Annotated in this window: 16 protein-coding genes; 6 read left to right on the top strand and 10 right to left on the bottom strand. The window is 72.2% G+C overall.

All coding sequences use genetic code 11. The annotated features are described in order from the left end of the window. Positions 1 to 167 precede the first annotated feature (167 nt). Complete coding sequence (locus ACZ5VD_RS20860; RefSeq protein ID WP_468682914.1) at positions 168 to 2,750, top strand: P-loop NTPase family protein; 2,583 nt, start codon at positions 168 to 170, stop codon at positions 2,748 to 2,750. An 80-nt stretch (positions 2,751 to 2,830) separates the two neighbouring features. Here ACZ5VD_RS20860 and nucS read toward each other — a convergent pair whose 3' ends face one another. Further along, positions 2,831 to 3,514: an endonuclease NucS gene (gene nucS / locus ACZ5VD_RS20855; RefSeq protein WP_468682913.1), complete on the bottom strand. Its 684-nt coding sequence runs from the start codon at positions 3,512 to 3,514 to the stop codon at positions 2,831 to 2,833. Between the two features lie 245 nt (positions 3,515 to 3,759). Here nucS and ACZ5VD_RS20850 point away from each other — a divergent pair, with 245 nt between their 5' ends. Next, complete coding sequence (locus ACZ5VD_RS20850; RefSeq protein WP_468551075.1) at positions 3,760 to 4,152, top strand: SCO5389 family protein; 393 nt, start codon at positions 3,760 to 3,762, stop codon at positions 4,150 to 4,152. Positions 4,153 to 4,280: 128 nt separating this feature from the next. On the opposite strand, the gene ACZ5VD_RS20845 is transcribed toward ACZ5VD_RS20850, so the two are convergent. After that, the gene (locus ACZ5VD_RS20845) at positions 4,281 to 5,309 is read right to left on the bottom strand and encodes an LLM class flavin-dependent oxidoreductase (RefSeq protein ID WP_468682912.1); all 1,029 of its coding nucleotides are present in this window, start codon (positions 5,307 to 5,309) and stop codon (positions 4,281 to 4,283) included. Between the two features lie 221 nt (positions 5,310 to 5,530). Between ACZ5VD_RS20845 and ACZ5VD_RS20840 the strand changes: the two genes are divergently transcribed. Then, positions 5,531 to 5,872, top strand: coding sequence for an ATP/GTP-binding protein (locus ACZ5VD_RS20840; RefSeq protein WP_468551077.1), 342 nt, complete (start codon positions 5,531 to 5,533; stop codon positions 5,870 to 5,872). A 25-nt stretch (positions 5,873 to 5,897) separates the two neighbouring features. On the opposite strand, the gene ACZ5VD_RS20835 is transcribed toward ACZ5VD_RS20840, so the two are convergent. From ACZ5VD_RS20835 to mce, 7 genes are all read right to left on the bottom strand, one after another. After that, positions 5,898 to 6,767: an ABC-2 transporter permease gene (locus ACZ5VD_RS20835; RefSeq protein WP_468551078.1), complete on the bottom strand. Its 870-nt coding sequence runs from the start codon at positions 6,765 to 6,767 to the stop codon at positions 5,898 to 5,900. Then, entirely contained in the window at positions 6,764 to 8,014 is a 1,251-nt protein-coding gene (locus ACZ5VD_RS20830; protein WP_468682911.1) for an ABC transporter ATP-binding protein, read from the bottom strand. Before ACZ5VD_RS20830 ends, ACZ5VD_RS20835 begins: the two co-directional genes overlap by 4 nt. 110 nt (positions 8,015 to 8,124) lie before the next feature. Then, on the bottom strand, positions 8,125 to 8,895 hold the full coding sequence (locus ACZ5VD_RS20825; protein ID WP_468551080.1) for an ABC transporter permease: 771 nt from the start codon (positions 8,893 to 8,895) through the stop codon (positions 8,125 to 8,127). Between the two features lie 2 nt (positions 8,896 to 8,897). Then, positions 8,898 to 9,872, bottom strand: a complete 975-nt coding sequence (locus ACZ5VD_RS20820) for an ABC transporter ATP-binding protein (RefSeq protein ID WP_468682910.1) — start codon at positions 9,870 to 9,872, stop codon at positions 8,898 to 8,900. Between the two features lie 192 nt (positions 9,873 to 10,064). After that, positions 10,065 to 11,000, bottom strand: a complete 936-nt coding sequence (locus tag ACZ5VD_RS20815) for a cellulose-binding protein (protein WP_468551082.1) — start codon at positions 10,998 to 11,000, stop codon at positions 10,065 to 10,067. Between the two features lie 205 nt (positions 11,001 to 11,205). Beyond that, positions 11,206 to 15,117 (bottom strand): polarized growth protein Scy, encoded by a 3,912-nt coding sequence (scy, locus tag ACZ5VD_RS20810; RefSeq protein ID WP_468682909.1) that lies wholly within the window; start codon positions 15,115 to 15,117, stop codon positions 11,206 to 11,208. A gap of 233 nt (positions 15,118 to 15,350) precedes the next feature. After that, a complete protein-coding gene (mce, locus tag ACZ5VD_RS20805; RefSeq protein ID WP_468551084.1) occupies positions 15,351 to 15,791 on the bottom strand; it encodes a methylmalonyl-CoA epimerase in 441 nt (146 codons plus the stop codon). A 150-nt stretch (positions 15,792 to 15,941) separates the two neighbouring features. Between mce and ACZ5VD_RS20800 the strand changes: the two genes are divergently transcribed. The 3 genes from ACZ5VD_RS20800 to ACZ5VD_RS20790 all read left to right on the top strand — a co-directional run bounded on the left by ACZ5VD_RS20800 (position 15,942) and on the right by ACZ5VD_RS20790 (position 19,532). Next, entirely contained in the window at positions 15,942 to 17,144 is a 1,203-nt protein-coding gene (locus ACZ5VD_RS20800) for an acetyl-CoA C-acetyltransferase (protein ID WP_468551085.1), read from the top strand. Between the two features lie 53 nt (positions 17,145 to 17,197). Then, positions 17,198 to 18,154, top strand: coding sequence for a methylmalonyl Co-A mutase-associated GTPase MeaB (gene meaB / locus ACZ5VD_RS20795; protein WP_468551086.1), 957 nt, complete (start codon positions 17,198 to 17,200; stop codon positions 18,152 to 18,154). 169 nt (positions 18,155 to 18,323) lie between these two features. Next, complete coding sequence (locus ACZ5VD_RS20790) at positions 18,324 to 19,532, top strand: MFS transporter (RefSeq protein ID WP_468551087.1); 1,209 nt, start codon at positions 18,324 to 18,326, stop codon at positions 19,530 to 19,532. A gap of 116 nt (positions 19,533 to 19,648) precedes the next feature. Here ACZ5VD_RS20790 and ACZ5VD_RS20785 read toward each other — a convergent pair whose 3' ends face one another. Continuing rightward, positions 19,649 to 20,356: a PepSY domain-containing protein gene (locus ACZ5VD_RS20785; RefSeq protein ID WP_468682908.1), complete on the bottom strand. Its 708-nt coding sequence runs from the start codon at positions 20,354 to 20,356 to the stop codon at positions 19,649 to 19,651. Between the last annotated feature and the right edge of the window lie 38 nt (positions 20,357 to 20,394).

The following is a 20,394-nucleotide window of genomic DNA, read 5'->3' as shown; positions in this document are numbered from 1 at the left end:
GGCGGCGCGGGACCCCGGGCTGTCGTAGATACTGTGCAAAGGTTTAGGGTTCGGTCGCCCGCAGCTGACAACCCTCACGCGGGCCCGGACCGGAGGCGACAGCGCGGTGTGCAACAGGCCGGGAGGGGCCGGAGCCGGCACACGACGCTTTTTGGGGGCTTGAACCTATGGACCCGAACAGTCGGGAGTCCGGGGAGTACGGCCACGACGGTGACGCCCAGGCGCCGAACCGACGGCCGCCCCGGGACGCCCTGACATCGGACTTCGCACAGCAGGCGCCCGTACTCGCCCGCACCGTGCAGCTGGTCGCGGGCGACTACCTGCTCACCGTCAACCCCGTCGACGGCAGCGAGATCGAGGCCTGCCCGCCGGGCGAGCGCCCCGGCAGCCCCGCGAAGCTCGGCGCGGCCGAACGCGCCGAGGTCGCCCGCGCGGCCGGCCCACCGGTCCCACCCGGTCCCGCCCAGCCCGAGCGGCCGCTGCTGGCCCGCCAGGAGGAGCGCGAGCGGCTGGTACGGCTGCTCGCCCGAGGCCGTTCCGTACGCCTCACCGGCCCCGCCGGCTCCGGCCGCACCAGCCTCCTCGACGTGGTCGCCGAGGACTGCGCGGACCTCGCCCCCGACGGCGTGATCCGCCTCAGCGGCTTCCACCGCACGTCGAGCGATCTGCTCTACGACCTGTTCTACGCCGTGTACAGCGCGCCCCTGCACCGCCCGGACCGGGCGGAACTGATCTCCTTCGTCCGTGAGATCGGCGCGGTCGTCGTCCTGGACGACGTCGAGTTCGGCGGCGCCTCCCTCGACGAACTGCTCGACGCCACACCCGAGTGCGCCTTCCTGGTCGCGGCCACGCCCGACGTGCCCGCCCCGAGCGCGGACTCCGCACTCGAAGAGGTCTTCCTCGGCGGACTGGAGCGCGCCGACGGCGTGGAGCTCCTGGAGCATGCCGTCGGCCGGGTCCTCACCGAGGAAGAGGCCAACTGGGCCGGAGACCTCTGGTTCGAGTCCGAGGGCCTGCCGCTGCGGTTCGTCCAGGCCGGGGCCCTGCTGCGGCAGCGCGACCGGCAGCGGGCCGGGGCCGGCGCCGTCGACGCGTTCGGGGTCTTCGCGGGTGCCACCCCGGTGGACGCGCCCTTCGACGCACCGTTCGACGCGCCCTTCGACACCGCTCTCGAACCGGACGAGGACGACAGCCCGCCGCTGCCCGCGCTCGGCGAGGCCGCCGCGCCCGCCCCGCTGCTCGCCGCCCGGCTCGGCGACTCGGCGCGCGCCACCCTGCGGTTCGCCGTCGCGCTCGGCGGCGAGGTGCCCCACCAGGCGCACCTGCCCGCCCTCGTCGGCGACACCCACGCGGACGCCGCCCTCGGTGAGCTGGCCGCCTGCGGTCTGGTCTCCCCGGTCGGCTCCCGCTACCGCCTCGCCGCCGGCGTCCAGACCCAGCTGGAGGCCGCCGGCTACGGCGACGACATCGAGGCCCGCGCCCTCACCGCCGCCCGGCACTACGCCTGGTGGGCCGGACATCCCTCGGTCACCCCGGAACGGGTGTGCGCCGAGGCCGACGCCCTGCTCGCCGCCCTCCGGCTGCTCGTGCCGGGCACCACACCGCCCGCCGAGGACGAGGAGAGCGCCACCGTGGGGCTGGCCCGCACGGCGGCACCGGCGTTCGCCGCGGGCGGGCACTGGGGCGTCTGGGAGGCGGCGCTGCGCTTCGGCTCCGAAGCCTCCCAGCTCGCCGGCGAGGTATCGGAACAGGCCTACTTCCATCACGAGTTGGGCATCCTCGCGCTCTGCGGCGGACAGTTCGACCGGGCCCGTGCCGAACTGGAGGCCTCGATCGGCCTGCGCGGCGCCCTCGCCGACAAGCGCGGCACCGTCGCCGGCCGTCGCGCCCTCGCCCTGGTCGCCGACCGCTCGGGCACCGTGCCCGGCCTCGCTGCGATGGCGGGGGAGGAGCTGCCGGACGCCCGGTCCGAGGAGTCGCAGTCGCCGCCCGGTGGCGTCCCGGCCGCGTTCCCGCAGCTTCAGCGGCCCACCGACAGCTCCACCCTGGTCAGCTACCAGACGGCTTCGCCGTCCCCGGCGCCCAGGTCGTCCCCCGCCTCGCACAACAAGGCCAGGGGCGGCCTCATGGGCCTGGCCCGCCGCAACCTGGTGGCGGCCGGCGCCGGCGCGCTCCTCGTGGCGGTGCTCGGCACGGTGGTGACGCTCGGCGCCACCTCCGACAACGACCCGAACAGCCCCTCCGACCAGGTCGGCGTCAACCCGTCGGCCAGCCAGGGCCTCGACGACGGCAGCCTCGGCGCGGACGTCCCCAAGAACGACGACGGCAAGGGCGACACCGGCTCCCCCGCCACCGGGCCCACCGACCCCGGCCCGGACGGCACGTACGGCACCTCCGACGACCCGACGCCCACGGGCTCGGGCGGGCCGTCGGACGACCCGAGCGGGACGCAGGGGCCGAGCAGCGGCACGTCGACCTCGCCGAAGCCGACGACGACCAAGCCGACCACGCCCAGGCCGTCCCAGTCCTCGCCCACCAAGCCGCCGTCGACCACGCCGACCCCGACCCCGACACCCACGCCCACGGACACCGGGCCGTCGACCACGCCGACGGGCGCCCCGTCGACCGAGCCGTCGACCTCCGACTCGGCCGGCGGCCCGGAGCCCACGCCGGTGGAGACCAGCAGCACCGCCGGCGCCCCGGAGAGCGGTGGGGCCGGGTCGCCGGGCAGCCCGCAGCAGGTGATCTGACGCCCCGTGCGGGCATCACGCGTGAAGGGCCCGGTCCGAGGAGACGGACCGGGCCCTTGGGCGTCGTGGGGGAGTGGGCGTCAGAACAGGCGCAGCTTGTCGTCCTCGATGCCCCGCATCGCGTTGTAGTCGAGGACCGTGCAGCCGATGCCGCGGTCGGTCGCCAGGACACGGGCCTGCGGCTTGATCTCCTGGGCGGCGAACACGCCGCGGACCGGGGCGAGATGGGGATCGCGGTTCAACAGCTCCAGATAGCGGGTGAGTTGCTCGACGCCGTCGATCTCCCCGCGCCGCTTGATCTCCACCGCGACGGTCCCGCCCTCCGCGTCCCGGCAGAGGATGTCGACCGGGCCGATGGCCGTCATGTACTCGCGGCGGATGAGCGTGTAGCCCTCGCCGAGGGTCTCGATGCGGTCCGCGAGGAGCTCCTGGAGGTGTGCTTCCACGCCGTCCTTGATCAGGCCGGGATCCACGCCCAGTTCGTGCGAGGAATCGTGGAGAACTTCCTCCATCGTGATGATGAGCTTCTCGCCCGCCTTGTTGATGACGGTCCAGACGCCTTCCGCGCCGTCGGGAAGGTCCCCGGACTCCTCCTTCAACGTGCAGGGCGGTGACATCCAGTTCAGGGGCTTGTAGGCCCGGTCGTCCGCGTGGATGGAGACGCTGCCGTCCGCCTTCACCAGGATCAGCCGGAGGGCCGAGGGAAGGTGGGCGGTGAGCCGGCCCGCGTAGTCGACGGAGCATCGGGCGATGACGAGACGCATGGTCGGCAACGCTACTCGACGGGCGCAGGTGCACGCGATTCGGCCCGGAACACCCCTGTTCGGTTGTGGCCGGTTGTGGGCCTAATGAGGCCTGGCTATGTACGCATTCTCCTGGTGCCGTCACCGTCCGTTGCTTACCGTAGTAGACGGGAGGTCGCGAACTGTGTACGGAGCGTGTTCGACATCGCGAACTCCCTCTATCTGTCCGGCAACCCCTGCGCCTCGGGGGTGCGAGAGGAGAACCCATGTCGCTCGACGTCTCACCGGCCCTACTTGAACAGGCCGAGCGAGGCGAGGTCGACGAAGCTGCCTTCGTCGACTGCGTCCGGACCTCCCTGCCCTACGCATGGGGGATGATCAGCTCCCTGGTGGCCCAGCTGAAGGTCGACGGCGGACCGTTCGCCGACAACCAGACGCCCCCGCCGGACGAGCAGGCACGCGGCCAGCTGCTGCGTGCGCTTGCGAGTGACGCGATACGCGGCGCGCTGCAGCGGCACTTCGGCGTACGGCTGGCGTTCCAGAACTGCCACCGGGTGGCGGTGTTCCCCCTGGACGCCTCCGTCGACGAGACGCTGGCCCGCTTCACCTCGGCACGCAACCAGCTGCTGAACCAGTCGCCGGAACTTCGGGACTGCTGATGCGGTGAGCCGCTTGCTTGCCGCTCCGTACGCGGGAGGTGCATCAGTACCGGGGCGGCAAGCTCCCTGCCGGACAGGCCCGTTGGCAGTCCGGTGGTCGAGGTGGTGGACGGGTGTCCGGGTCTGTCTCAGCCGAGGTGCGGGATGACGTCGACACCCAGCCGCCGGATGTTCTCCTCGGTGGCGGCAAGGTCCCCGGAGCCCTCCGTGAGCAGGGCGAACCGGGAGACGCCGGTCCGCTCGGCGGTCGCCGCGAGCCGGTCGGCGCACAGCCGCGGAGTACCCACCGGGTGCAGTCCGCAGAGCAGTTCGGTGTACGCCAGCGGGTCGCGCATCCGACGCTCCCGCCCGTCGACCGTGACATGGGCGCCGAGCCCCTGCCTGAGCCAGCCGGGCATCGCCTTCGTCAGCGCCTCCACCGCGTCCTGGCGCCGGTCGGCGATCTGACAGACGCCGGCCGACACATGGGCCGCGCCCAGGACCTCCTCCGGGGAACGGCCCGCCGCGCGCGCGTGCCGCCGCCACAGGGCGACCATCTCGGCCTTCTCCTCGTCCCCCACATGCATCCCGAGCAGCATCGCCAGTCCGCGCTCGGCGGCCATCCGCACACTCGCCGGCGAGGTGCACGCCACGACGACCTCGGGACCCGCGGCGCCCGACAACGACTCCGAGGGCCTCGGGACGACGGGGACCTCGCGGAAGGCGAACCGCTCGCCGTCGGCCCCGACGGACGGTTCGCGCAGCCAGCGCACCAACAGATCGAGTGATTCCGGGAAGCCCGACTCGTAGGCCGCCAGGCCCGAACCGAACACCTCCAGGTCGACCCAGGGCCCGCCGCGCCCCACGCCCAGGGAGAAGCGCCCGCCGCTCGTCAGGTGCAGCAGCGCGGCCTGTTCGCCGAGCGTCACGGGGTGGGTGGTGGGCAGCACGCTGACCGCCGTGCCGACCCGGAGCCGCCGGGTGCGTCCGAGCAGTAACGCCGCCAGCGTGATCGCCGACGGACAGGTGCCGTACGGCACGAAGTGGTGCTCGGCCAGCCAGACGGCGTCCAGACCGGCTTCCTCGGCGACCTCGGCCGAGCGGACCGCCCGGTGCAGCGCCTCCCCCTGGCCCTGCCCCGGGAACTGGGCCGCCAACACGAAACTTCCTACGTGCATAGCTTTTCCTGCTTCCTTGGCTCCGAGCGGAGCTCCCCCACCGGGCATAACCGTCTGACACGTGCCGAGGACACGGCCTGGCGAAGGGATTTGCGGATTGTCTGCAGAATGGGCCGTAATGGTGGGGGACTTGTGGGGGTTGGTTCCCCACGTCTACCCCCGCTCCCGCCGCGTAGGCTGGACAAAGCCCTTGCTTCCTGTATAGCCCCGTGAGGTGTCCCGTGTCCCCGCGTCGCAACCGACCCAAGGGAGCTGGTGCGTCAGGCGCGTCCGGCCGGAGCGCCGAGGAGGACCGTTCGGGCCGCTACGGCGGCTTCCAGTCCGCCGAGAACTGGCAGGGCGAGCAGTGGAGCGTGCGGCACGTGGCCGGGGCGAGCGCCCAGGGCAAGGCGTACCGCTGCCCGGGCTGCGAGCAGCTGATCCCGGACGGCGTCCCGCACGTCGTGGCCTGGCCCGAGCACTCCGGCGTCGACGAGCGCCGGCACTGGCACAAGGCCTGCTGGAACGCGAAGGACCGCCGCACCACACGGGTGCAGCGGTCCAGGAACGCGCCGAGGTTCTAGAGCCCCCGCGAGTCGTCCCGCGGGTTCACACGTCCCGCTTCTCCAGCAGGGCGAAGGCACCGGCGAACGCGACGGCCGTCACACCGAGGGCGATCCACAGCGGGTCCCAGCCGGCCGGGCCGGACTCGGTGAGGGAGTTGGAGTAGAAGACGCTCAGCTGGTTCGGGATGGAGTACTCGAACAGGGCCTGGCGCAGGCCCTCCAGCGACTCCGAGAACATGAACAGCGCGATGACCAGCGGGGCCAGCAGCGCGCCGATCATGATGGTGATCGCGCCCGCCGAGTGCCGGATGATCGAGCCGATCACCAGCGAGATCAGACCGAGCAGCGCCATGTAGAGCGAGATGCCGACCGTGCCCTTCAGCCATTCCTGACCCGAGGGCTCCCGCGCGCCGTCCAGCATCGCGACGTCCGCCAGGGCGACCACCAGCACCGACACCAGCGTCACCACGAAGGCGACCGAGAAGAACACGATCGCCTTCGCCGCGAGGACCCGGCCGCGCGAGGGACAGGCCACCATCGTGGTCCGGATCATGCCGGTGCCGTACTCCGAGGCCGTGGTCAGCACGCCGAGCGTGATGAGGCACATGCTGCCGACCAGCAGCCCGAAGAAGCCGAACGACAGCGGGTTCTCGCCCCTCAGGTCCTCCGGGCCCGCGGTGGCGGCCACCAGCGCGCCGGTCCCGATGCCGATGCCGACGACGAGCAGCACGAACACCCCGAGCGTCCACATCGTGGAGCGCACCGAGCGGATCTTCGTCCACTCGGAGGCGATCGCGTGGCCGAGGTGCGTGCGCACCACCGGGATCGGCGAGGAGTACGTCGGGAACGACGGTCCGGGCGCCGCCTGCCAGGTGGCTGCGGCCTGCGGCATCTGGGGCTGCGGGGTGCTCATCGGGCGTCCTCGGGCTTGTTCGGGTCGGCGGCGACGACGGGGGCGGAGGCCGGGGCTCCCGGGGCCTGGGCGGGCGCGACGGGCTGCGCGGCGGCCGGAGCCTGCCCCTGCGGCGCGTACGGGGCCTGCGGGGCGTACGGGTTGCCGGGGGCCGGGGCCGCGCCCGGAGCGCCGTAGGGGCCCGCCTGAGGCTGCCCCTGCGGGGCGAACGGCTGCCCGCCCTGCTGGGGCGGCGGCGGGGCGTACCAGCCCGGCTGACCCTGCCCCGGCACCGGCATGGGCGGCTGCGCGCCCGGCGGCGGCTGCTGCTGGAGCCCGGCCTTCTCGTCGATGGTCGAGCGGTAGTCGACGGCGCCCTGCGTCATCCGCATGTACGCCTCCTCCAGCGAGGCCTGGTGCGGAGACAGCTCCCACAGGCGTACGTCGCTGTCGTGCGCGATGTCGCTGATGCGCGGCAGCGGCAGCCCCGTCACCCGCAGCCCGCCGTCGTGCTCCGACATGACGTGCCCGCCCGCCTCGGTGAGCGCGGCGGACAGCTTCTCGCGCAGCTGCGGGTCGGTGTCGGGCGTACGGACCCGCGCGAAGTCGGCCGAGTTGGCCGAGATGAAGTCCTTGATGCTCATGTCGGCGAGCAGCTGGCCGCGCCCGATCACGATCAGATGGTCGGCGGTCACCGCCATCTCGCTCATGAGGTGCGAGGAGACGAAGACCGTACGGCCCTCCGCCGCGAGCGCCTTCATCAGGTTGCGCACCCAGAGGATGCCCTCGGGGTCGAGGCCGTTGACGGGCTCGTCGAAGAGCAGCACCTGGGGGTCGCCGAGCAGCGCGGCGGCGATGCCGAGCCGCTGGCCCATGCCCAGGGAGAAGCCCTTGGAGCGCTTTCGCGCCACGTCCTGGAGGCCGACCACCCCGAGCACCTCGTCCACCCGGCGGGCCGGGATGCCGGAGAGCTGGGCCAGACACAGCAGGTGGTTGCGGGCGGCACGACCGCCGTGCACGGCCTTGGCGTCGAGCAGCGCGCCGACCTGGCGGGCGGCGTTCGGCAGCCTGCGGTACGGGTAGCCGCCGATCGTCACCTGGCCCGAGCTGGGGTTGTCCAGGCCGAGGATCATCCGCATCGTCGTCGACTTGCCCGAGCCGTTGGGCCCGAGGAAGCCGGTGACGGCACCGGGCCGCACCTGGAAGGAAAGGTTGTACACAGCGGTCTTGTCGCCGTAGCGCTTGGTCAGGCCGACTGCCTCGATCATGCTCCGCACCCATCGCAAGGTTCAGGACAGCGGGGCACACGCCCCCCGTAAGGGTTAGGAGCTTATCGGGGCGCTGACGGTTCCGCTCAAATGAAAGCAAAGCCCAGGCTTCACGCGTCCCGCTTCTTCAACAGGACATAACCACCGATCAGCGCCACCGCCACCCACAACGCCATGATGCCGAGGCCGCCCCAGGGACCGTACGGGGTGTCGTCGTCGAGCGGCGGGACCACCTGCATGATCTTGCTGCCGGCCTGGTCGGGCAGGAACCGGCCGATGTCCTTGGTCGCCGAGACATTGCCCAGGATGTTGGAGATCAGGAAGAAGAACGGCATCAGGATGCCCAGCGACAGCATCGGCGAGCGCAGCATCACGGCGACGCCCATCGAGAACATCGCGATGAGGGTCATGTAGAGGCCGCCGCCGATCACCGCGCGCAGCACACCCGAGTCGCCGATCTCCGCCTTGTGGGTGCCCAGCATCGCCTGGCCCAGGAAGAAGGTGACGAAGCTGGTGGCCAGGCCGACGACCAGCGAGAGCCCCGTAGCGACCACGATCTTGCTGAACAGGAAGGTGCCGCGCCGCGGTACGGCGGCCAGCGAGGTGCGGATCATGCCGGTGCTGTACTCGTTCGACACGACGAGCACCCCGAACACGATCATCGCGAGCTGGCCGAGGCTCATGCCCGCGAAGCTGATGTATGTCGGGTCGAAGGAGAGCTGGTCGCCGCGGCTCATCTTGTCGAACTCGCTCTTCGACAGCGCCGAGATCAGCATGCCGAGGGCGATGGTGACGACCACGGCCAGGGAGAGCGTCCACACGGTGGAGGCCACCGACCGGATCTTGGTCCATTCGGACCGGACGATCTGGAGCGCCGCCATGGTCAGTTCCCCTTCCAGCCGTCGCCCCACTGCGGCCCAGGCTGTGCCTGCGGCTGCTGCGCGGTGGGGGTGTCGGAATGCGCGTGGTACTCGACCGACTCCGCGGTCAACTGCATGAACGCCTCCTCCAGGGAGGCCCGCTGCGGGCTCAGCTCGTGCAGCACGATCTGGTGCTGCGCCGCGAGCTCGCCGATCTGCTCGGACTTCGCGCCGTCGACCTCCAGCGTGCCGTTGCCGGTCTCCACGACGGTGATCCCGGCCTCGTGCAGGGTGTCGAGCAGCCGCTCACGATGGGGGGAGCGGATCCGGACGTAGGACCGCGAGTTCTGCGCGATGAAGTCGGCCATGGAGGTGTCGGCCAGCAGCCGCCCCTGTCCGATCACGACGAGATGGTCGGCGGTCAGCGCCATCTCGCTCATCAGGTGCGAGGAGACGAACACGGTCCGCCCCTGCGCGGCCAGCGCCTTCATCAGGTTGCGGATCCAGTGGATGCCCTCGGGGTCGAGGCCGTTGACCGGCTCGTCGAACATCAGGATCCGCGGATCGCCGAGCAGCGCGCCCGCGATGCCCAGACGCTGCCCCATCCCGAGCGAGAAGCCCTTGGCCTTCTTCTTCGCGACCGAGGTGAGGCCCACCGTGTCCAGCACCTCGTGCACCCGGCTCCTGGGGATGCCGTTGCTCTGCGCGAGGCACAGCAGGTGGTTGAAGGCGCTGCGCCCGCCGTGCATGGCCTTCGCGTCCAGCAGGGCGCCGATGTACGTCAGCGGGTCCGCGAGCTGGTCGTAGTGCCTGCCGTCGATACGGACGTCCCCGGCCGTGGGCCGGTCGAGCCCCAGCATCATCCGCATGGTCGTCGACTTGCCCGCGCCGTTGGGCCCGAGGAAGCCCGTCACGATGCCCGGTCTGACGGTGAACGTCAGGTTGTTGACCGCCACCTTCTCGCCGTACCGCTTGGTCAGCCCCTCGATCTCGATCATGCGCCCCACGCTAGGACCGGCCCTCGCCCATTGCCACCCGAATGGGCAAACAGAGACCGAAGAGGACGGCAAGAAAGGTGAAAGCCGTCGCCGGAGGCGGGAGCGGCCGGCTCCCGCCCCGGCGCCGTGCACGACGAAGGCCCGCATCCCCTGCGTGGCGGATGCGGGCCTTCGTCGTCCTACGTCACACGCCTACCGGGACTGCTGAGCCGGGACACCCCGGGAGATCGGCTCGTCGTCGACCGGCGTGCTGGCAGCGGCCACCGCGGCGCCCGTGAGCGTGGCGAGCATCTCGCGCACGTTCGTCAGCTGGGCGTTGATGGAGTCGCGGCGGTTGGTGAGAGCCGCCAGCTCGCGCTCGGACTCCGAACGGATGCGGTCCGCCTTGGCGTTGGCGTCGGCCACGATGTCCTCGGCCTGGCGCTGAGCCGTCTCGACGGTCTGACGGGCACGGCGCTCGGCGTCCGTGCGCAGCTTCTCCGCCTCCAGGCGAAGCTGCTCCGCGCGGTGCTCGATCTCCGCGAGACGCTTCTCCGCCTTCTGCTGACGGGACGCCAGGTCGCGCTCCGACTGCTCGCGGCGCTTGGCGAGGTTCGTCTCGAAGTCGGCGGCGGCCTGAGCGGCCTTGGCGCGGGTCTCCTCGAAGAGGGCGTCCGCCTCCTCGCGCTTCTGCTGCGCGTCCTTCTGCGCCTCCTGGCGCAGCTGGGAGGAGTCGCTCTTGGCCTTCTCGACAATCCGGACGCCCTCGTCCTCGGCCTTGGACTTGCGCTCCGCAGCGAACGATTCCGCGTCGTTGCGGACCTGCTGGGCCGACGACTCGGCAAGCTCGCGGTGCTGCTCGGCGGCGCGACGGGCCTCCTCACGCAGATCCTTCGCCTCCTCCTCGGCGAGGCGGAGGATCTTCTCGACGCGCGCGCCGAGACCGGCGTACGACGGCTCGGCGTCGCTTACCTGGGCCTGGGCGTTCTGCGTCTCAAGGTGCAGTTCCTCGATGCGCTTTTCAAGAGCAGTGATACGGGCCAGAGCGCTGTCACGGTCGGAGACGAGCTTCGAAATGCGTTCGTCCACCTGAGCGCGGTCGTACCCACGCCGCACAAGCTCGAAGCCGTAGGGGGAAGTGTCGCTCATGGGGTTCCTGTCGAATGAGACCGGTGAGGTGATAGGTGGAATCCTAGGGGCCGAAGCGGTGTGTCATCGAGCGGATGCGTGTTTGATCTGGAGAATGACACCCCTTTTGGGTGGCTAACCCGCGGACCACTTGCCAAAGACTTGGTCAAAGGCCCCAGAACACACCCGAATCCGCTCGCCGCTCGTACGGCGTTCCCGGACCGGCCTAGCCGTCCGACGGCTTGCCACCCGAACGAGGGGCACCGACCGAGGCGCCCGCCTTGACGCCGTCCTTGCCTCCCACGGGGGCCTCGAAGGACTCCAACGCCTCCAGGACGTCCTGGACACGGGAGATCTCGGCGTTGATGTCCTCGCGCCGGCGCACCAGGATCTCCAGCTCGCGCTTGCCCTCCTCGACGGTGCGTTTCGCCTCGCGGATCGCCTCCGCCTTCAGCTCCTCGGCCTCCCGGACGAGCGCCGCCTTCTTCTGCTCGGCCTCCTTGAGGAGACCCTCGGCCTTCTTGACGGCGGCGATACGCACCTTGCCGGCCTCGGAGTTGGCCTCCGACACCAGCTCCTTCGCCTTCGCCTCGGCCTTGGCGAGCTGCTCCTCGGAGGCCTTGATGAGCGCGTCACAGCGGTCACCGGTCGTCTTCATGGTCTCGGCGGCCTCGCGGCGGGCCCGCTGGTGCAGGCTCTCGATCTCCGCCGTGATGCGGTTGCGCAGCTCCTCGGAGCGCTCCCTTATCGCGGTGGCGTCCCGGCGCGCGCCGACGAGCAACTCGTCCGCGTCCGTACGGGACTTCTCCACCCGCGCGTTGCCCTCGACCGTCGCCTCGGACACCACCCGGTCGGCCTCGGTGCGGGCCGCGCCGACCATGCTGTCGGCCTGCGCCTCCGCTTCCGCGGTGGTCTTCTGCGCCTGCTGCTGTGCCTCGGTGAGCAGCTTGTCGGCCTCGGCGGCGGTCTCCGTGATGAGGGTGTCGACCTGCTCGGCCGCCTCGGAGCGCCGCTTGTTGGCGTCCTTGCGGGCCTCGTCGAGGGTGCGCTCGGCCTCCTCGCGCGCCGCCGTGGTGACCCGCTCGGCCTCCGACCGGGCCTGCGCCTTGACCCGCTCGGACTCGTTGCGGACCCGCTCGGCGTGCTGCTGGGCCGCGCCGACGGTGTCGGCGGCCTCGGCGCGCAGCCGCTCCGCGTCGCCGGTGGCCTCCCCGAGCAGCCGGTCGGCCTTGGCCCTGGCCTCGGACCGGACCCGCTCGGCCTCGGCGACCGTCTCCGACCGCAGCCGCTCCGCCTCGGCGACCGTGTCCTGGCGCAGCCGGTCGGTGTCGTTGATCGTGTCGGTGGTGAGCCGCTCGGCCTCGTTGCGGGCCTCGGTGATGAGGGTGTCGGCCTGGGTCGCCGCGTCCGACCGGAGACGGTTGGCGTCCTCCCGGGCGTCCGCCCGGGTCCGCGCCGCCGCCTGGTCGGCCTCGGCGATGGCGTCCGACGCCTCCGTGCGCACCCGCTGGGCGTGCTCGGACGCGTCCGACCTCAGGCGCTCCGCGTCCGAGATGGCCTCGGACACCGTGCGCTCGGCGAGCGCCTTGGCGGCGTCCGTCTCCTCGGCCGCCTCGCGCCGGACCCGGTTGGCGTCCTCGGTGGCCCGCTCCCGCTCGGAGTAGGCGTCGGCACGGACCCGGTCCGACTCCTCCTCGGCCTCCCGGCGGGTGCGCTCCGCCACGTGCTCCGCGGCCGAGCGCAGTCCGGTGATCTCCTCCTGGGCCTGCTCGTGCAGCCCCGCGACCGCGTCCCGTACCTGCTGGGCGTGCTGGTCGGCCGCCGACACCATCTCGTTGGCGCGCCGGTCGGCCTCCTCGACCAGCCGGACGGCCTCGGTCTGCGCCTCCTCGACGCGCTTGCGCGCCGAGGCCAGCAGTTCCTCGCTCTGCTCGCGGGCCCGCTCGCGCTCCTGGCCGGCCTCCTCGCGGGCCGAACCGAGCAGCTCCTCGGCCTCGCGGCGACGCCGGCTCGCCTCCTCCTGCGCGGCGGCCAGCGTCTCCGTGGCCTCCGTCGCCAGCCGCTCGGCGGCGGCCTGCGCCTCCGCGCGCAGCCGGTCGGCGGTGTCCTGCGCCTCCGACTTCAGCCGCTCGGCCTCCGCGGACGCCTCGGACCGCAGCCGTACGGCGACGGACTCGCCCTCCGCACGGGAGGCGGAGGCGTCGGACGCGGCCTCGGTGCGCAGCCGTTCGGCCTCCGCCTCGGCCTGCTGCTGGAGGGTGCGGATCCGCTCGGCGGCCTCGCCGCGCAGCCGCTCGCTCTCCTCGGCGGCCTCGCGGCGGATCCGCGTGGCCTCGTCCCGGGCGTCGGTGAGCGCCTGTTCGGCGGCGGCGAGGCGCTCCTCGGCCTCGGTGTGCAGCCGGGTCAGTGCCTCGGCGGCCTCCACGCGGCGGGCCTCTATGGCCCGCTCGGTCTCCTCGTGCAGCTCGCGGGCGGCCCGCTCGGCGTCGGCCGTGATGGCCTCGGACTGCTCGACCGCGTCGGCGCGGTGCCGCTCGGCCTCCTTGCGGGTGCGCTCCAGGGTCTCCTCGGCCTGCCGGCGCAGGGTCGTCGCCCGCTCGATGGCCTCCGTACGGACCTTCTCGCTGTCCGTGGTGGCCTTCTGGCGCAGCTCGTCCGCGTCCTGGCGGGCCTTGCCGAGCAGTTCCTCGGCGGTCCGGGCCGCCTCCTCGATCTGCTGGACGGCCTCCTTGCGGGCCTCCGCGCGGATCTTCTCGCCCTCGGCGACCGCCTCGGCACGCAGCTGCTCGGCCTCGCCGCGCAGCCGACGGGCCTCCTCCTGGAGCTCGACCGTCTTGGCGCGGTACTCCTTGGTGTCGTCCTTCGCCGTGCCCTTGAGCTGCTCGGCGATGTCGTGCGCCTCGGCACGCAGCCGGTCCGCCTCGGTCTCCGCCTCGGTGCGGATCCGCTCGGCCTCCTCGGCGGCGGCCTTGGTGGTGTTCTGCGCGTCCTCCTGCGCCCGGTTCAGGACGTCCTCGGCCGTCTTGGCCGCCTTGGACAGCTGGGTCGCGCTCTCCTCGGCGGTGAGGGTGCGGGCCTTCTCGGCCGCCTCGTCGAGCACCTTCTCGGCCTCGGCGCGGGCGTCCGCGACGATCTGCTCGGCGGACTCCTTGGTCGCCTCGGCCTCCTTGGTGGCCTCGGTGACCAGCCGGGCGACCTGCTCCTTGGCCGTGCGGGTGCGCTGCTCGTTGGTCGACTCCGCGCTCGACAGCGCCTTCTCGGCGGCGGCCTTGGCCTCGGCGACCAGCTTCTCCGCCTCGGAGCGCGCCTCACGCAGCGCGGTGTCGGCCTCGGCGAGGCGCTGCTCCGCGGTCCGGCTCAGCTCCTGCGCCTCACGGCGGGCCGAGTCCGACTCGGAGAAGGTGGAGGTACGCAGCTGCTCGGCGTGGTCGGTGGCCTCCTGGGCCTGCGTCGAGGCCGCGTTCAACAGGCGCTCGGCGTCCGTGCGGGCCCGGCGCAGCAACTGCTCGGCCTCGGCGCGGGCCGACTCGGCCTCGCTCTGCAGCCGCTGGCGGGCCTCGGAGGTCACCCGCTCGGCCTCGGTGCGGGCCCCGCTCATGGCCTGCTCGACCTCGGCACGGGACTCGTCCAGGAGCCGGCGGGCCTGCTGCTCGCTGCGGGCGCGGAGCTGCTCGGCCCAGGCCACGTTCTCGTTGACGTGCGACTCGACGGTCTGGCGGCGCTCCGACAGCTCCTGGTCGAGCTGCTGGCGGCGGGTGACCGCCTCCTGGTGCAGCTCCGCCTGGAGCCGGGCGGCCTGTTCGGCGTGCTCCTGGAGGATCCGCTGGGTCTGCGCCCGGGCCTGGCTCAGCTCGCGCTCGGCCTCCTGGCGCAACTGGTCGGCCTGGACCTGAGCGTTCCGCAGCAACTGCTCGGCCTGGTAGCCGATGTCGCCGCCGTCGAACGCGGGCCGGGACATGATGGTGCGCCGCGCCTCGTGCAACTTGGCGCGCAGCACCTCGACCTGGTAGCCGAGGTCCTCGGCATGCTGGATCGCCTTTTCCCGCTCGGTCTTCAGCCGCTTCATCTCGGCTTCGAAACGAGTGAGGTGGTCGACGTCAGCCGCCGGTTCCCGCTCCTGGCTCTCGTAGCCCCGCACTGCGCGGTCCCATCCGTCCCCTGGTCGCAAGTCTCTCCGTACGAGCTCCGTCCGACCGACGGACGGGGCTCCCGGGGAATGGTGTCAGATCAACGGCGGAGCATGGGCTACTGCCCCGACGCTCGTCCCCCGAAACCCGGACCCCGGCCGGGTCCCGCCGTCATGGCAGGACCCTGGTCGCCCTGGCAGGAGCGGCAACCGCCACCAACCCTACCGGCCCATATGTACGAGGGTCAGTGCTCAGGTGACTCAACGGGCGCCGAAGTGACCAGTTCTGTCAGTACGCCGTGGCAATCCTTTGGGTGCAGGAAGGTGATCCGTGACCCCATGGAACCGATTCGCGGCTCTTCGTACAGAACGCGTACGCCCTTCCCGCGGACGTCCGCGGCCTCGGTGTCCACATCCGCCGTACCGAAAGCGATGTGATGCACCCCCTCGCCGTTCTTCGCGAGCCACTTCGCGACGGTGGAGTCCTCCCGGGTCGGCTCCAGAAGCTGCAGGTAGGAGGCCCCGCCGTCGGACGTCTCGTTGATCTTGAGCATGGCCTCGCGCACGCCCTGCTCCTCGTTGACCTCGGAGTGGTACACCTCGAAGCCGTACGTGGCCCGGTAGAACTCGACGGTCTTGTCGAGGTCGAAACAGGCGATCCCGATGTGGTCGATTCGCGTCAGCATGGATTCAGTGCAGCGCGGCCGGGATGGTTACGCAACGTGCGCGCGATCACACCGACGGCCCGGTGACGGCACGGAGTGCCACTCAGTACATTCGAAGTAAACCCTCGTTCACTCCTCGGCCTGTGCAGGCCGGTAAGGGGATCGCACCTCATGACTGGTTCGAACAGCACGACCTCGGTGATCGTCGCGGGCGCCCGGACGCCCATGGGACGCCTGCTGGGCTCGCTGAAGTCCTTCTCCGGAGCCGACCTCGGCGGCTTCGCGATCAAGGCCGCCCTCGACCGTGCGGGAATCGGTGGCGACCAGGTGCAGTACGTGATCATGGGCCAGGTGCTCCAGGCCGGGGCGGGGCAGATCCCGGCACGCCAGGCCGCGGTCAAGGCCGGCATCCCCATGAACGTCCCGGCGCTCACCGTCAACAAGGTGTGCCTGTCCGGCCTCGACGCCATCGCCCTCGCCGACCAGCTCATCCGCGCCGGCGAGTTCGACGTGATCGTCGCCGGCGGTCAGGAATCCATGACCAACGCCCCCCACCTGCTCCCGAAGTCCCGCGAGGGCTTCAAGTACGGGGCGATCGAGATGCTCGACGCCATGGCGTACGACGGTCTCACCGACGCCTTCGAGAACATCGCCATGGGCGAGTCCACGGAGAAGCACAACACCCGCCTCGGCATCCTGCGCCCCGAGCAGGACGAGATCGCCGCCCTGTCCCACCAGCGCGCCGCCGCCGCCCAGAAGAACGGCCTGTTCGAGGCCGAGATCACCCCCGTGGAGATCCCGCAGCGCAAGGGCGACCCGGTCGTCTTCAGCAACGACGAGGGCATCCGCGGGGAGACCACCGCGGAGTCGCTCGGCAAGCTGCGCCCCGCGTTCACCCGGGACGGCACCATCACCGCGGGCTCGGCCTCGCAGATCTCCGACGGCGCCGCCGCGGTCGTGGTGATGAGCAAGACCAAGGCGCAGGAGCTCGGCCTGGAGTGGATCGCCGAGATCGGCGCCCACGGCAATGTGGCGGGACCGGACAACTCGCTCCAGTCGCAGCCGTCCAACGCCATCCTGCACGCCCTGAAGAAGGACGGCCTGGAGGTCTCCGACCTCGACCTGATCGAGATCAACGAGGCCTTCGCCGCCGTCGCCGTCCAGTCAATGAAGGACCTCGGGGTGTCCACGGATCGGGTGAACGTCAACGGCGGTGCCATCGCCCTCGGCCACCCGATCGGCATGTCCGGCGCCCGCCTGGTCCTGCACCTGGCCCTGGAGCTGAAGCGGCGCGGCGGTGGCGTGGGCGCGGCGGCGCTCTGCGGCGGCGGCGGTCAGGGTGACGCGCTGATCGTGCGGGTACCCAAGGTCTGACACCTTCCGTACCCCCGTACCCTCGGCACGCGAATTCTCCGAACGGAGCTGTGATGCAGGACGTCTCCTCGCTGGTCGCCCAGGCCAGGGAAGGCCGGCCGCGGGCCGTGGCCCGGCTGATCTCCCTGGTGGAGGGGGCGTCCCCGCAGCTCAGGGAGATCATGGCGACCCTGGCCCCGCTGACCGGCGGGGCGTACGTGGTGGGGCTGACGGGCTCGCCCGGCGTGGGCAAGTCCACGTCGACCTCCGCGCTCGTCACCGCCTACCGCAAGCAGGGCAGGCGGGTCGGCGTCCTGGCCGTCGACCCGTCGTCCCCGTTCTCCGGCGGCGCCCTGCTCGGCGACCGCGTCCGGATGTCGGACCACGCCTCCGACCCCGGTGTCTACATCCGCTCCATGGCCACCCGAGGCCACCTCGGCGGCCTCGCCTGGGCCGCCCCGCAGGCGATCCGCGTCCTGGACGCGGCCGGCTGCGACGTGATCATCGTCGAGACCGTCGGCGTCGGCCAGTCCGAGGTCGAGATCGCCTCCCAGGCAGACACCTCCGTCGTCCTCCTCGCCCCCGGCATGGGCGACGGCATCCAGGCCGCCAAGGCCGGAATCCTGGAGATCGGCGACGTCTACGTCGTCAACAAGGCCGACCGCGACGGCGCGGACGCCACCGCCCGCGAGCTCAACCACATGCTCGGCCTCGGAGAGTCCCGCGGCCCCGGCGACTGGCGCCCGCCCATCGTCAAGACGGTCGCCGCCCGCTCCGAGGGCATCGACGAGATGGTCGAGGCACTGGAGAAGCACCGCGCCTGGATGGAGGAGCGGGGCGTCCTGGCCGAGCGCCGCCGCGCCCGCGCCGCCCGCGAGGTGGAGACCATCGCCGTCACGGCCCTGCGCGAACGCATCGGCGACCTGCACGGCGACCGCCGGCTCGACGCGCTGGCCGAACGGATCGTGGCCGGCGAGCTCGACCCGTACCGGGCGGCGGACGAACTGGTGGCGGGCCTCACCGAGAGCTGACCGCCCCCGAATCCCCTCGCCGCCCCGCCCGACCCGCTGCTACGTTGAGCCACATGTTCCTCCCCCTGGCTTAGGCACGCCCGAGCCCGCGACCGCACCCGGCACCCGCCGTGGCCGTCGCGGCACTTCGGCGTCCCTTCTCCCGCCTCCCCGTAGAGGAACTCTCCCCGTGTCCACCGTCGTGCCTCCGCGGCCTTCGTATGCCGCCGTACTCCGCACCCCGCACGCCCGCCGCACCTTCGCGTCCGCCCTCGCCGCCCGGCTGGCGTACGGCGTCGCACCCCTCGCCGTGATGCTCTGCGTGACCCGGGCGACCGGGTCGTACGCCGTCGCCGGTGTCGTCATGGCCGTGTTCGGCGCCACGGTCGTGCTCCTGTCGCCGTACCGGGCCGCGCTGGTCGACCGCCACGGTCCGCGCCGGGCTCTGCCGCCCATGGCCCTGCTGTGCGCGGCCCTGCTCGGCGCGCTGGCGGTCACCGGCCGGCATCCGGGCTCGCCCGCGCTGCCGCTCGGCGTCCTGGCCGCCCTCGCCGGTGCCTGCGCGCCGCCGCTCGGACCCACGATGCGCATGGTGTGGGGCCGACTCGTCGAGGACCGGCTCCTGCTGCAACGCGCGTACAGCCTGGACGGGGTCGCGGAGGAACTCCTGTTCGTCACCGGTCCGCTGCTGGTGGGCGTCCTGGTCGGCGTGGCCCCGCCCGCCGTCGCGGTGGCGCTGGGCGCGTGCCTCATGGCGGTGGGCACCCTGGCCTTCGTCAGGTCACCGGCCGTCTCCGCGGTGCCCGGGAGCGGGTCCGTCCGCAAGGACCGACGGGCATCCCTGAGGCCGGGGCGGGCGCTGCTGCAACCGATCGTCGTCGCGGCCGGAGTCGGCCTCTCCCTCAGCGCCGTCGACCTGCTCGTCGTCGCCTTCGCCGGGGAGCGGCACCTCGGGGACGAATCCGTCGCCTGGGTGCTCGCGGCCCTGTCGGCGGGCAGCGCGGTGGGCGGCCTGCTCAACGGGGCGGTGGACTGGCGCACCCCGGCCCGGATCCGGCTCCCCCTGTCGGCCGTGGGCCTCGGCCTCACCCTCGCCGCCGCCGGACTGGCCCCCGGGCTGCCCGCCCTCGTGGCAGCGGCGGCGCTGGCGGGCCTCTTCGTGGCCCCCGCCCTGACCACGGCCTACCTGATCGCCGACGCCGCCGCCCCCGCCGGCTTCCGTACGCAGGCGGGGGCGTGGGTCAACACGGCCGTCAACGCGGGGAGTTCGACAGGGGCGGCGACGATGGGGGTTCTGGTCGAGCGACTCCCGCTCGGGGCGTGCTTCGCGGTGGCGGGCGGCGTGGCGGCAGGAGCGGCGCTGATCGCCGCGGTCACCTCCAGCCCGTCCGGCGTCTGAGGACGAGACCGTTCAGGGCCGAAGCGGAAGTCCGGGACGCCGGCCCTCAGGCACGGGAAAGGCCGGAGGGGGCGGCCCCTTCCCGGGCCCGCCCCCTCCACTCGCCGCACCGTACGTCAGCTGTCGGAGTCGTCGTCGCTGTCGTCAGCGTCGTTGTCGTCGGCGACGTCGGAACGGTCCGCCGTGACCTTGCCGGTCTTCAGGTCGACGTTCCAGTCCTGCTCGGCCTTGCCGGAGGCACGCGTCTCCACGTCCCAGCCCTTCGAGGTGCCGTCCTCGTCCAGGTCCACGGACGTCACGGTGCCCTTGCCGGCCCCGGCCTCGGCAGCCTCGACGGCCGTCACGGACGCGCCCTTCAGCGCGGCCCGCACCTCGGCGGTGTCGTCCTGGTCCCGCTCGGTGTGGGAGCCGAGGACCTTGCCGGTGGCGGGGTCGATCCGCACGCTGGTCCAGTTGTTGCCGCCGCCGAGCACGTCGACGTCCCAGACGAGCGGTCCGGCGTCGTCCTGGTCGTCCAGGTCGACGGAGACGGCGGTACCCGACGTGTGCTTCAGCGCGGCGCGGATGGCCTCGGCCGCCGTCACGTCACCGGACACACGGGCGGCGTCGTCGGTGTCCTTGTCGTTGGCGTCGTCCTTGTCGTCGACGTCATCCGCGTCGTCGACGTCGTTGGCGTCGTCGTCCTGAGCAGCCGTACCGGCCGCCCGGACGTCCGCCTGCCGCGCCGTTCCCTCGCTGTCCCCCGACACCGCGAGGGCCGTGGCCGTACCGCCCCCGACCAGAGCCGCGGCCGTGACGGTGGCGATCACGATGTTGCGCTTCATGAGGTTCCTCCAGAGTCGTACGGCTTCGTCATGCTTGG

The organism is Streptomyces sp. NPDC032822, from assembly GCF_055578825.1.
This window is presented reverse-complemented; position numbering and strand designations above follow the sequence as displayed.